We start from the raw sequence: 12,986 nt of genomic DNA on the forward strand, positions 1-12,986 counted from the left end.
CCGCAGATGTCCGTCGAGCGTCGGATTCCGGAACCGGTGGTGCTCGACATCGCCTATCACACGGTGCAGTCGGACGCCGGGACATGGGATGTCACGGAGTTGATGTCGGCGATCGACGCGCCGTCGGTCCGGGTCGGCGGGGTGGTGCGCGGACCCCGGGAGGCATGGGCTGCGGTGTTCGCCGCGGCGTTGGGCGGCAGCCGGCCGCGTTCGGCGGTGTTGGCCCACCCGACGACGTGGGGAGCGGTGCGATGCGCGGTTCCGCGCGCGGCGGCCGACGCCGCGGTCGACGACCTGCGGATGGTGCCGAGAGCGGTCCTCATCGCCGAGACCCATCTCGAGGTGACCGCGCGTCGGGCCGTGGTGGTCGAAGTGCACTCCGCTCGCGTCGACGCTCACGTCGTGGGCAATGGTCCGGACGGCTGGGACGTGCTGTCCACCACCGTCGTCGACGACGTCCCCGGTCGCCCCGCCCTTGGTGACGACCTCGGCGACGACCCGCCGGATGCGGTGATTGTCGACGGTGCGGACCCCGTGCGGGTAGCGGAGGTGGTCGTCGACACCGAACGCGGGTGTGCGGTGGGGCGGGTGGTTGCCGCCGACCGCACCCTGCTGCACCGATTCGCCGGTGTGCGTCGCCCACCGGTTCCCCAACCGGTGATCCCACAGGCGCCTGCGCCGTCGTCACGGTCCCGGGGACCGCTGGCGCTGCAGGTGGCCGCCGCCGTCGCGGTGGTCGCGGGCATCGCTGCCACCGCCGTTGCCGTGATCGGTGTCGGCGACGGTGGTTCCACCGCGGACACGGAGTACCGGTCGGTGAGCGTGGGGTCGGTATCCATTCAGGTGCCCGCGACCTGGGCGCGGACCGACGCCGAACCCACGCCCGGCCAGGTCCGGACCGTCGTCGCCGACCGCGACCTCGGTCACCGATTGGTGATCGTGACCAACCGGCTGCCCGGTACGGCCACGCAGGCCTCGGTCGCCACCAGCCTGCACAACCGGATCCGGCAGATCGGTGCGGACACCGTCTCCGACTTCGCCGCCGACACCCGCTACGCCGGACGACCGGTGATCGCCTATCGCGAGCTCGCGGGATCCGGCGGCGCCGTCCGATGGCATGTGCTGGTCGAGCGCGCCATCCAGGTCAGCATCGGCTGTCAGGACGCTGCGGGTACCGCGGTGGAACGGGCGTGTCGCCGCGCGGTCGGGTCGGCGACCGTGGTGGTCAACCCCTGAACCGACATCGACAGCGTGTGCTCGATCGACCGCGCCACCGACCCGAGGAAGGTGTCGATGGTCGCACGACCAATGGCGGTGTCGGGGTAACGCGTGCGGATGGCGAGGCCGTGGTCGGTGCGGGAGATCCAGAACTGTGCGTCGTCGGCAGTGGTCACGTTGGAGATGTGGTGCGCGTCGAGTTCGGTGTGCACGTCCCCGCCGGGCAGCACGCGATAGTCGATGTAGGACACCATGAAGATGTCCCGGCGGACCATGTTCATCCCGTTCATCGCGGAGATGACCTGCGGCACCGGCACTTCGGCGAGGCGCATGGCCGATCGCAGGGCCGATCCGGTGCGCCGGACCGAGTCGAGCGCGTCGCGGCCCCCGACCACCTGTAGTGGTGCATTGGTGGTGAACCAGCCGACGGCGTTCTCCCACGGACCGTTGCGCCGGGTGTGCAGCGGGAACAGCAGCGCCAGTTCCGGGCCGCCACCGAGTCGTCGGACGGTGTCGGCCATGGCGGCGAGCACTCCGGCGAGGGGGCTGGCGCCGTTGCGTCGGCACAGGGCGGCAAACCGTTCGGTCGCGGCCTCGTCGAGCAGCGGGCGCACGTCGGTGCGTTGTGGTGCCGTCTGTCCTGGGGCGACACCGAGATCGAGCGGGAACGACGGTGGGGTGCCGTCACGTTCGTCGAAGAATCGCAACCAGGACAGCAGACGGGGATCCGACGGTCGGATCGGTGTCGCCGCGGACTCCTCGGCGCAGTAGTCCACGAAGTTGCCGCTCATCGGCAGCAGTTCGGCGCTGAACGTCTCGAGTGCGTCGCGGTGACCGCGGTACAGCCGGTGCAGGTCGTTGACGATGATCGAGATCGAGTACGCGTCCACATGCGAGTGATCGAAACCGCACACGATGGTCGAGGCGTCCGGACGGTCGATCGCGGCCAGGAAGTAGGCAGGGAAGCCGAACGGGTGGCAGGCCGCGTCCAGGGCCTTCCAGATGGCCTGTCGGGTGGTCTGCGGCGACGTGGCCCTGACACCCGGGTTGGGCCGGAGGGTCAGCGTCCGGGCGTCGTACTCTTCGCGGACGAACACGTCTCCGTCCCGCCGGAAGGCGCTGTGCAGGGTGCCGTGTCGCGTGATCAGCGCGTGGTAGGCGCGGTGCAGGGCGGTCCGGTCGATCGGCCCGTCGACGGTGAACGCCGCGGCCAACCACACACTGTGCTCACCGGCGCTCGCGAGGTGGACGGTCTGGTTGAACGACGGGGGGACCGCAGAGACCCGTGGGGCACTGCGGGACACGTCGACCGCCCACGAGAGGATCTCGCCGCTCGCGGTGTCGAATCTGTCGATGGTGGTCACCCGCATGAGGCAGCTCCGGTCGCGTATGTGGTCAGCGGACGATCGTCGGGTGTGGTGACGAGGTGGTCGCCGGTGGCGGCGACGGCCTGCACCACGGCGCAGAACCGATCGAGGTAGCGGGCCACCTGCTGCTGCGCGTAGGGCGTGTCCGGCGTCTGACTCCCGAGGTAGAGGCTGTCGTGGTCTCGGTTGATCCACAGCGACGCGTTACCCGTTCGCCCCTCCCCGGTGAACAGGATGCCGCGGTCGTACGCACCGGCGGCGTCGGCCGGGAACCAGCGGAAGTCTATGTACGAGAGAAGATTCGGTGCGGTGACCACCGCATCCTGAGAGGCGCCTGCCGCGACCATCGCGGCCAGTGCCGCCTGCACCGGGACCGCCGCCAGCTCTTTGGTCCGCGCGACGGCGGCGTGCGCGATCGCGACGACATCGGTGAAGGCCCGTGCCCCCGCCAGCGGGATCTCCACCGGCGAGAACGCGCAGAACCAGCCCTGGGCGGTGGTGAACTGCGGTGCCGCACCACGACTGTTGAGCACCGTCATCCCGTAGTACTCGTCGGCACCGGTGAGTTCACGGGCGGCGATGGCCAACGCCGCGTAGACGCCGGAGAACACCGAGCCACCCGCCGCCTTGCACGCGATGTCGAAGTCGGTCACCCCGGCCCGGTCCAGAATCGGCATCTCGATCGGGCGGACCGGGGCGGTCTCGCCCGGAGCCAGACCCAGATCGAGGGGAAAACCAGGCATCCGGAGATCGTGACGGGTGAAGGTGTCCTGCCAGGCCCGGAACTGCGGGCTGCCCGCCATGTGGTGCTCGGCGGCCGCGATCTCGAGGGATACGTAGTCGAAGTACCCTCCGCCCTCACCCGTCGGGGGGACCGGCTCATCCGCGCGCGACGCCAGGTAGAGCTCCGCGATCTCGGCCAGGGCCAGGGCTTGTGACGCACCGTCGCTCAATGCGTGATCGCAGCCGAGGTACATCGAGAACCCGCCGGTGCGCCTGATCGCGCCGAAGGCGAGACCGGGGAAGACGTCGGTGGTGGTCTCGGTGCCGAGGCGATGTCGCAACAGCGACTGCAGGCTGTCACTGGACGTGACGGGTCCGTCGGAGTGCACCTCGAACGCGACCGCCGCCGGATCCACCACGTGGGTGGCGACCGCACCGTCTCCGCCGCTCTCGAACCAGCTGCGCAGGATCGGGTGCCTGCCCACGAACGCCTCCAGGGCGCGGGTCAACGCATCGAGGTCGAGATCGCCGTCGAGTTCGGTGGCCGAGCCGAGGTAGGAGGTGTGGGCCAGACACTGAGCGTGTGCGGCGTGTGATCGCCGGATGTCGTTCTCGGTCAGAAAGCTCAGCGGCGCGTCGCGCACCGGTGCGGCCCCCGCGGCGGCGCGGCAGCGTGGCGTCGGCAGCCAGCGGAGGGCTTCACCGGGCGCCGGCTGCCAGGCACCCATGGCGGTGATCCTCACGCGAGCAACCGTTCGACACCGGTGTCGGCATCGTCGATGAGGCCGGCCCCGCGGACGGTCGATGGGACCTCCATCCGGGCACCGTGCAGCACCGCGTCGTCGAGGATGGCACAGGCGGTGGCCACCAGCCGGCGGACATTCGTGTCGGCCACCGCGGTGTCGGGGTAGCGGCTGGAGACGGTGACGCCGGCGGGCGTCCGCGCGACCCAGAGGTACACCTCGTTGTCGGAGCGTGCCTCGCTGCGCAGCGTGCGCGCCTCCCACTCGGGCCAGTCCGCGGCCCCCGGGACGAATCGGAGGTCGAGGTAGGACAACACGAAACGCGGTTCGGAGTCCGAACCGAGCAGCTGGGCGATCGGCGGATAGGGGAGCCGGGACAGTCGCTTGGCCTCGACGATCCCGGCCGAGGTGGCGGCCAGGGCGTCGGTGAAGGTCTCGGTGAGGGTGAGGTCGATGTCGAGCGGACCGATACCGACGTACCAACCGACCGACTCGAGGAAGCGCGGTTCGGTGCGGGTGTGCATCGGCATCGTCGCGCGCATCCGCGGTCGGCCGGTGAGCTGGGCCAGCGCGAGGGCGATCGACGCGATGACGGCCGTCTGGGTGGTGTGGCCCTCGGCCCGGCACAGGTCGGTGAGTGCGTTCATCTGCTCGCTGGTCGCCACGAAGTCCGCCCGCCCGCGCTGTGGTCGACCGTGGTCGGCCGTCCCATGGTCGTCGACGAGAGGTAACCCGAGAGCAGGGAAGTCCCCGTCGGATTCGGCCAGGAAGCGGGACCACCGATCGACGGCGGGATGATCGACGGTGAGGTCGGCGCCGACACCGCGGTGCACGGCACTGAAGTCCGCGTGGCTGCCGATCTCGGCCAAGCCGGCCTCGGTACCGTCCACCGCGGCCAGGTAGAGTTGGCGGATCTCGTTGATGGACAGCAGCATCGAGTATGCATCCATCACCGAGTGATCGGCGCCGAAGACCACGATCACCCGCGGCCGGTGGGTGTCAGGGGCGTCCGGATCGGCGATGGTCGCGACCATACAGTGTGGCCACTGCAGCGGTGACAGTCGTTCGGTGAACTGGGTGGTCAACCGGGTGGTGATGTCGTCACCGGCGAGTCGACCCACGGTGTGGCGGTCGAGCGACACGTCGGCTCCGGTTACCGTGCGTCGCGAGGTGTGGATGGCGGCAGCGGATTCCCCGTCCAGCGGAGCACCGGTGACGCTCGCGGTGGTGAGGAACGCCTCGTGTCTGCGGATCCAACCGAGCAGCGCATGGTGCATGGCACCGGTGTCCAGACCGCGTTCGATGATGAACGTGGCCCCGAGCCAGGATGATTGACCCGAGGCCGACGACGCGCGCCGGATGTGGGACTCGTGGTCGTAGGTCAGTGGGCGAGAGTCGGCATCCCACCGAGACGGTTCACGTTCGGCCCGCGGCATCCATTCGGTGAGCACGCCGCCGGGTAGATCGTGTCCCGAGAGCTCGGTGAATTTCATAGGTGGAGACGACCTTTCAGATTGATTCAGGTCCAAGACACCACGGCGCGCAACGGGTCGAGCGTCTGGTCCGCGGAACCGTCCGGAGCGTTCTCGTCGCCGGCGAACCATCCCCCGAGCCGGCGCTCTGCAGTATCGAGAATCGCGTCTTCGAGAATCATATGACCGTGCCATCCCGCCTGGCACGTCAGGGAGCCGGTGGGCTTCATCACATCGGGAGAATCCAATCCTGCTACATCACAACCAGTTTCGGTGCAGCGACTGTATGAACCGCCGGAACTGCGACCATATGTTGCAGGCACGTGAACGGCACAACACGGGCGCCACCCAATGCGAAATAGCGGGCGACCCGGACATCGGGAGGATCGGGCTGTTGGGATGTGATCTGCGTCCGGGTTGCCGGTGCCACGGTTGCCGCGGCGCTACGGTCCACCTAGCCTTGGTTCATCGGGGTGGGGGTCTCGCACATGCACACGCAACGCGCCGTGGCGCGGTGAGTCGATGCGTCACGATCAATCGTCGGCCGAAGTCGTCACCGGCCGAATACGTTGGGAGAGAAGTATCTCGGAGCATACGCCCGCCATCGACGCGCGAGGGCTGACCAAGAGATTCGGCGGCCGTCTGGCCGTGGACCGCGTGGATCTGCAGGTGCCCGTCGGGGGGGTCCATGCGGTGCTGGGCAGCAACGGTGCAGGCAAGACGACCATGGTCCGAATGCTGGCCACCTTGATGCGTCCCGATGCGGGGTCGGCGCGAATTCTCGGGCGCGACCTGCGCACTCAAGCGGGAGCCGTACGACGACTCATCGGGGTCACGGGACAATACGCATCGGTCGACGAGGACCTGACCGCGACCGAGAACCTGGTGATCTTCGGTCGCCTGGTCGGATCACCCACCCGTACCGCGCGCCGACGGGCGTCGGAACTGCTGGAGGAGTTCGGGTTGACCGAATCCGCGGCGCGTCCCGTCGGACAGTTCTCCGGGGGGATGCGCAGGCGGCTCGATCTCGCGGCATCCCTCATCACCCGACCTCAACTGATCTTTCTCGACGAACCGACCACCGGTCTCGATCCGCGCACGCGACTGCAGTTGTGGGACACGGTGCGCCGCCTGGTCGCCGAGGGTTCGACCGTGCTGCTCACCACGCAATACCTCGAGGAGGCGGATCAGTTGGCGTCACGTATCTCGGTGATGGACCACGGTCGGGTGGTCGCCGAGGGCACCACCGACGAGCTCAAGTCCCGGGTGGGGCAGAAGTACGTGAAAGTGTCGTTGATCGACGGTCGGCACTGTGGACGCGCGCGCGAACTCTGCGCATCGTATGCGGGTGGCAAACCGGTCGGATCGGAGACGGACCGGGAGATCGCGGTCCCGATGCCAGACGTCGATCGCCTCCCGGAGTTGCTGATCACATTGCGGGAGCAGGGGATCGCCGTCGAGGCGGTGAACGTGCAGCGACCGACCCTCGACGAGGTGTTCATGGCGATGACCGGCAGCGCACGGAGGGAGGAGGTGGCATGACCGCGGTGATGGCCGAGAACCGGGTGCGGGAACACGAACCGGAGACGGTGGACGACGACGGACGGGTGGGCGTCCGGGTCGCCGTCGGCCAGTCGCTGACCATGGCGCACCGCGGTCTGCTGAAGATCAGACACAATCCGCAACAACTGTTCGACGTGATCGTGCTGCCCATCGTGTTCACGGTGATGTTCTCCACCATCTTCGGCGGGGCCATCGTCGGAAACGTGCACGCCTACCTTCCGCTGTTGATCCCCGGTGTGCTGGTCCAGACGTCGGTGGCGGCGTCGGTGATCACCGGGGTGCAACTACGCGAGGACCTCGACCGCGGGGTGTTCGACCGGTTCAAGTCGCTGCCGATCGCGCGGATCGCACCCCTGGGGGGCGCATTGCTGGCCAATGCAGTCCGCTACGTGGTCGCCACCGCGATCACCGTCGCGGTGGGCATGGTGATGGGATACCGGCCGGGAAGCCTGTTCGGTCTGGTCACGGCCTGTGTCCTCATCGTGGTGGTCGCGTTCACCCTCAGCTGGATCTTCGCGTTGGTCGGCGTGTTGATGGACAAGGCATCCACCGTGCAAGGCGTGTCGATGCTGGTGCTGATGCCGATCACCTTCGTCTCGAACGCCCTGGTGCCGATCAGCACCATGCCCGGGTGGATGCAGGCCTGCGCCTCCGCGAACCCGGTGTCGCATCTGGTCTCCGCCGCCCGCGCCCTGGCTTCAGACGGGCAAGCCGGTGTCCAGGTCGTCTACACGCTCGCCGGTGCCGCCGCAGTGCTGGCGATCTTCGTGCCCGTGACCCTGCGGACCTACATGCGAAGGACCTGATGTGAACACCACCGAACTGAGCCCCGCCGAATCCGATGTGGCACGACCGAACAGCGCCGGGTCAACCGTCGCATCGGCGACCACGTTCCCCACCTTCTCGGTGGTCATCCCGATCTACAACGAAGAGGTGGCGATCCGGCACTGTCTGGACCGGTTGACGGCGCAGATCGACGACATCACCGAGATCGTGGTGGTGGACAACAACTCCACCGATGACGGAATGTCGGTGGTCGCGGAGTTCCGGGCGAGGTTCCCGCAGATCCGCGTGGTGACCGCGACCGAGCAGGGGCTCGTGCACGCCCGCAACGTCGGGCTCGACGCGGCCGCCGGTGACCTCATCGCCCGCATCGACGCTGACACCAGGGTCCCCGAGCAATGGGCGCGCACCATCATCGACTTCTTCGTCGCCGACGGTGCCGGGGAGTGGGCGTCGATGTGTGGTCGCGGTGAGGCCTACGGTCTGCCGTTCGCCGGTCGCTTCGACCGTTGGAAGATCGCCATCCACCCGCTGAGCAAACGCCGCGCGCACCGGACGGTCACCGAACTGCCGGTGCTGTACGGCTCCAACATGGTGCTGCGCAGAGAGACCTGGCACCGGATCCGTGACCGGGTGAGCATGCGGCGCGACATCTTCGAGGACGTCGACATGGGGCTCTGCGTCACCGAGACCGGCGGCCGCAACGCGTTTCTCGCCGACCTCACCGTCGGGGTGTCACCGCGGCGGATGGAATCACCGATGGGTGAGTTCGTCCGCTACATGAGTTTCCTGCCGCGTACCTTCGCGCTGCATCGTCGGTACGGCTTCACCGTCGGGTCGGCGTCGGTGTACCTACCCGCGCTGGTGGTCATGCATGCGGGCCGCCTGATGATGTTCCGCCTCTACGATCCGGAGGTCGAGCGATTCACCGTGCGTAAGCTGTTCACCGCCCGCTCAGGCCGGGTGCTCCCGTGAGCGCACGACTCGTTCGACCATCTGCACCGCGGTGTGCACGGCGTGTTCGGGGCTGATCATCCGGTCGTGCAGGACCTCGGCCCGACGCCGACTGCCGTCCGCGAAAGTGGTCTGCAGCGCCGCGGTGAGCCGCTGGGGGTCCACCCGCGACATCGGCAGCGACGCCCCGGCGCGGGCCGTCACGACCGCACGACCCCACATCGGCTGGTCGGCACCGACCCACACCACCGTGGTCGGAAGTCCGGCGCGCAGTCCGGCGGCCAACGACCCGGCACCGCCGTGGTGGACGGCGGCACCGCACCGCGGGAGCACGGCGTCGTGATCGACGTGACCAATCACCCGGATCGTCGGATCGTCTACGTCGGCCATGAAGCCGCTCCACCCGCCGGCCACCAGCAGTCGGCGACCGAGCCGGTCGGCGGCGATCCGCAACGCCGATGCCAGGCCCGCCGGGTTGTTGGGCAGCATGCTGCCGAACCCCACGTAGATCGGGGGATCGCCGGCACGCAGCCAGGCATCGAGGTCGCCGTCCACGCCGTGGTCCCCGACGGCGGAGCGGACCTCGGCGGGCAGGTTGAGGAATCCGACGAGCGGACGACTCGTACCCCACTCGGCGGCAAGCGAGCCGAACAATGCGGGGTCGTACGCCTGCAATTCCGGTACGCCGCGCGCCGCGATCTCGGTGGCGTACGGCCGGCGCAACGCGGCCAGTCCGAGTTCGCCGCGCAGGGTGCTCTCGGCACTGCGGGATCCCCACCACAACAGTTGTTGTGCCAGCCGCCACCCGAGGTCGATGACCGGTCCGGGCATGGACATCGGAACGGGGATCGGCGGCGGCACCGAACGATTGCGTCGGATCGGGCAGTAGTGCACCGGGATGTGTGGTATCCCACGCACCTCGGCGACGTTGTGGGCGCGTTCCTGGCCGACACTGGTCGCGATGATCGCATCGACACCCGCCGAATGGTCCAGCAGCTGTTCCTGCATGATACGGCCACCGCGAACGGTGATCTCGCTGATCGCAGCCAACCTGGTCCGCGGGTCGCGCGACTTCATTCGCTCCCGGGACAACTCGGAATCGAGTATCTCCCTGGTGTTCTCGCCGTACGGTTCGGTGCGGAGACCGGCCGACCGGCCGAACGACACCAGGTCGGGAGGCGTCATGAGCGTCACCGCGTGCCCACGGGACCGCAGGGCCAGGCCCAGTGCGACAAGGGGCTGCACATCCCCCCGACTACCGCTTGCCGCGATGGCGAATTCCACACCCACTCCCTTGACCGGACAGACGCCAGTGTAGGGGGACCGACCTCGCGACGGGTGTGGGCGGACAGGAGGATCCGATGACGACCGGCACGCCGACCCCGTCCCGATCCACGACCGAACCGGGTCTCGCCAGTCGGCGCCTCGCCGATGAGGACTCGACGTTCTGGTTCCTGCGACGCGCCCTCGGCTGGGATGTGGTGTTGCAGACCGTCTGGGTCTTCGACGGCGCGATACCCGACAGCGCACTGCGCCGGATGCACGCCGGGCTCGAGTGCGGTCGTCTGCACCGCACGCTGGTGGCGTCACGCATTCCCGGTGCCCGACCCCGCTGGGTGGGCGCCGGTGTGGCCGCCCCGCTGGTCGTGGACACGGAAACCGTCTCGACCACCGGGGTGGAGACTTGGGCGGCGACCGAGATGGCCACGGTCGACCTCGATCCGGAGCAGGGGCGCTGCTGGCGGTTGCGGGCCGCACCGATGGGCGACGGCTGCACGGTGGTGTCGCTGTGTGCGCTGCACCAGGTCACCGACGGTCGTCTGATGGTGCAGTCGGCGGCCACCGCGATGACGGCGGATCCGTCGCCTGCCGACGGTCGCGTCCGGTCCGCACCGGTGACACCGGTGGTGGTCGGCGATGTAGTGGACGCGGCAGGCCGCGTGCTGGCCGTCGGTCGGGGGGTGGTGCGCGCGGTCGTCGCGGGGTGGCGACCGGGTGGGGACCCCGTTCGCGACGACATCGAACGTCCGGTTCGGCCCGAAGCCGCCCGCCGGTCACCGCGCGCCACGGGTGCGCTGGCCACCGTCAGTGTCCCGACGCATCGGTGGGATTCGGTCGCCGCCGCGCACGGTGGGACCCCGAACGCGCTCTTCGTCGCGGTCGTCACGGGACTGTTGCGCTCCGGTGGTCATGCCCCGGTGGGAGTACCGATCAAGGTGGGGCTGCCGGTCGATCGCCGACGCGGTGACACGGATCTCCGCGCCAACGCGACCGCGGGGGTGTCGATCACGCTGACCGACGACCCGGTGTCCGGCGGCGACCTGGGGTCCATCCGGGCGCTGTGCAAGGCCGCATACCAGCGACTCGAGGCGGGGCAGCGCGCCGCCACCGTGCACCTGCAACCGTTGGTGTGGTTGCTGCCGGCGTCGTGGCTCATCGGTGCGGCGACCGCCGGCTCGGGGATGCCGGATGCGATGGTGTCCAATCTGGGTGACGTCCCCGCCGGCGCGCAGCGTCTCGGCGGATGTCGGGCCCGGCGGATCACCTTCCGTGGGATGGCCCAGAACGTCGATCCCGACCTGCCCTACCGCTTCGGCGACGGTGCACAGGCCTGGCTGTTGCGCACCGACGATCAGGTCACGTTCACCGTGTGGGGTTTCGACGAGACCCTCTTCGTCGATGAGAGCGACCTGGGGCGCCAACTCGGAGCCGAACTGTCCGCCTGGGACCTGCCGTACGAACTCTGGTGAAACTACCGAAGGAGAGACGATGACGACCATCGCCGCCGGGACGGCACGAACGGGGACGGCTCCGCGGGTGACCGGTGCCGACGAGTCGTACCTGCTGGCCCAGGATCTCTTCGGGGTCAGCGCCCCCATCCAATTCCTCTACGACTTCCACGTCGACCCGGGGGCCGACGCGGTGGCCGCGTTGCGCGCCGCGTTGGCCCAGGGGTCGTTGCACCGGGCGGTCTCCCGGACCCGGGTACCGGGCGCACGGCACCGGTGGGTGCGATCCGACCGAGCCCCCGCGGGTTCCGACGACGAGGTCATCGCCGACGACGAGGTGGGCCGGTGGTGCGACGCGTGTCTGCGCGGCCACCGGGTCGACCCGATCGGCGGCGCGGGGTGGCGGCTGGATTCCGCGGCCACCGAAGGCGGCGGTCGCGCGGTGTCGCTGCTGGTGTCGCACATGGTCGCCGACGGTCAGGCGGTGTACCGCGCGTTGGCAGAGGCGGCCGCGGGGACCGGGACCGCGCTGCCCGCCGCGGCGAGCGTCGGCGGGATCCGTGGCTTGCGAGCCGACGTCGGCGACGCGATCGGACAGGTCGGCGCCGCCGCGAATTCGGTACGGGTGCTGGTGCGTGAGGCGGTCCGGAACCGCCGAGCGACGTCGACCGGCACCGCGGCGTCGAGCCCGACGACCGGCAACGACCCCGCGCGCACGTTTCTGCCGCCGATGGTGGGCGACGAGCCGGAACCCACGTTGCTGACGGTGGACGTCGACGCGACCCGGTGGAAGCAGCGGGCGGCCGAGTTCGACGGCACACCGAACAGCCTGTTCACCGCGGTGCTGTCCGGTGTCGTCGGTCGGTCGGGACTGCCGATCAGCGGGGAACTCAAGGTCTGTGTCGCGGTGAGCAGACGCGACGACGAGAGTGACGATCGCGCGAATGCCTCCGGCGGGGTGTGGATCCGATTACCGAAACCCATCGAACCGGGCGCAGATCTCGGCGCGGTACGGGCGATGAGCAAGCGTGCCTTCGTCGACTACGCCGAGTCGGGTGCCGACGCCGTGGCCGACAATCTACAGCCGGTGGTGCGGCTGCTGCCGCGGCGCATCGTCGGGAGGTTGATGCGGTCCATCGCCGGACCCGACGTCACGGTGTCGAATCTCGGTGTGGCACCGCGCAACAGTCTGCGTATCGGCGGCCGGGACGCCGCGGGATTCGGCATCCGCGCGATCATGCAGGGGACTCCCGCGGAGCAGCGCCGCAAGCAGGGTCCTGCGGTGGCCGCCTGGGCGGTGCAACACGGTGACACCGTGACGATGACCTTCTTCGGTATCCACCCTGATCATTTCGGTGATGTCACCGTGGTGCGCAAGCTGATCGACGACGAACTCGACGCCTGGGGCCTCGCCCGCAGGTTCTGGTGAGATCG

General features: G+C 69.1%; 11 protein-coding genes. 6 read left to right on the top strand and 5 right to left on the bottom strand.

Annotated elements, in window-relative coordinates:
* Positions 1-6: 6 nt before the first annotated feature.
* A complete protein-coding gene (locus tag BW971_RS04395) occupies positions 7-1,236 on the top strand; it encodes a type VII secretion-associated protein (protein WP_076476914.1) in 1,230 nt (409 codons plus the stop codon).
* Here the strand turns inward: BW971_RS04395 and BW971_RS04400 are convergent.
* Genes BW971_RS04400 through BW971_RS21835 form a run of 4 tightly spaced genes read right to left on the bottom strand, consistent with a single transcriptional unit; the run spans position 1,158 to position 5,756 of the window.
* Positions 1,158-2,588 carry a condensation domain-containing protein gene (locus BW971_RS04400; protein ID WP_076476916.1) on the bottom strand — a complete coding sequence of 477 codons (1,431 nt, stop codon included), beginning with the start codon at positions 2,586-2,588 and terminating at the stop codon, positions 1,158-1,160. The two genes, BW971_RS04395 and BW971_RS04400, sit on opposite strands and share 79 nt — an antisense overlap.
* On the bottom strand, positions 2,579-4,051 hold the full coding sequence (locus BW971_RS04405; protein WP_076476917.1) for a condensation domain-containing protein: 1,473 nt from the start codon (positions 4,049-4,051) through the stop codon (positions 2,579-2,581). The genes BW971_RS04400 and BW971_RS04405 overlap by 10 nt, the downstream gene beginning before the upstream one ends.
* Complete coding sequence (locus BW971_RS04410) at positions 4,048-5,544, bottom strand: condensation domain-containing protein (protein WP_076476919.1); 1,497 nt, start codon at positions 5,542-5,544, stop codon at positions 4,048-4,050. The genes BW971_RS04405 and BW971_RS04410 overlap by 4 nt, the downstream gene beginning before the upstream one ends.
* Positions 5,545-5,570: 26 nt before the next feature.
* Complete coding sequence (locus tag BW971_RS21835; RefSeq protein WP_234974229.1) at positions 5,571-5,756, bottom strand: hypothetical protein; 186 nt, start codon at positions 5,754-5,756, stop codon at positions 5,571-5,573.
* A gap of 349 nt (positions 5,757-6,105) precedes the next feature.
* On the opposite strand from BW971_RS21835, the gene BW971_RS04415 reads away from it, so the two are divergent.
* The 3 genes from BW971_RS04415 to BW971_RS04425 are packed head-to-tail and all read left to right on the top strand — an operon-like array spanning position 6,106 to position 8,844.
* Entirely contained in the window at positions 6,106-7,065 is a 960-nt protein-coding gene (locus BW971_RS04415) for an ATP-binding cassette domain-containing protein (RefSeq protein WP_076477404.1), read from the top strand.
* Positions 7,062-7,892 carry an ABC transporter permease gene (locus BW971_RS04420; protein ID WP_076476920.1) on the top strand — a complete coding sequence of 277 codons (831 nt, stop codon included), beginning with the start codon at positions 7,062-7,064 and terminating at the stop codon, positions 7,890-7,892. Before BW971_RS04415 ends, BW971_RS04420 begins: the two co-directional genes overlap by 4 nt.
* Before the next feature lie 37 nt (positions 7,893-7,929).
* Positions 7,930-8,844 carry a glycosyltransferase family 2 protein gene (locus tag BW971_RS04425; RefSeq protein WP_076477406.1) on the top strand — a complete coding sequence of 305 codons (915 nt, stop codon included), beginning with the start codon at positions 7,930-7,932 and terminating at the stop codon, positions 8,842-8,844.
* Here the strand turns inward: BW971_RS04425 and BW971_RS04430 are convergent.
* Positions 8,824-10,107: a glycosyltransferase gene (locus BW971_RS04430; protein WP_076477408.1), complete on the bottom strand. Its 1,284-nt coding sequence runs from the start codon at positions 10,105-10,107 to the stop codon at positions 8,824-8,826. The genes BW971_RS04425 and BW971_RS04430 overlap by 21 nt on opposite strands.
* Before the next feature lie 77 nt (positions 10,108-10,184).
* Here BW971_RS04430 and BW971_RS04435 point away from each other — a divergent pair, with 77 nt between their 5' ends.
* Positions 10,185-11,573, top strand: coding sequence for a hypothetical protein (locus tag BW971_RS04435; protein ID WP_076477410.1), 1,389 nt, complete (start codon positions 10,185-10,187; stop codon positions 11,571-11,573).
* 19 nt (positions 11,574-11,592) lie between these two features.
* The gene (locus BW971_RS04440) at positions 11,593-12,981 is read left to right on the top strand and encodes a hypothetical protein (protein ID WP_076476922.1); all 1,389 of its coding nucleotides are present in this window, start codon (positions 11,593-11,595) and stop codon (positions 12,979-12,981) included.
* Positions 12,982-12,986 lie beyond the last annotated feature (5 nt).

Source organism: Williamsia sterculiae (assembly GCF_900156495.1).
Taxonomy (GTDB): Bacteria; Actinomycetota; Actinomycetes; order Mycobacteriales; family Mycobacteriaceae; genus Williamsia_B; species Williamsia_B sterculiae.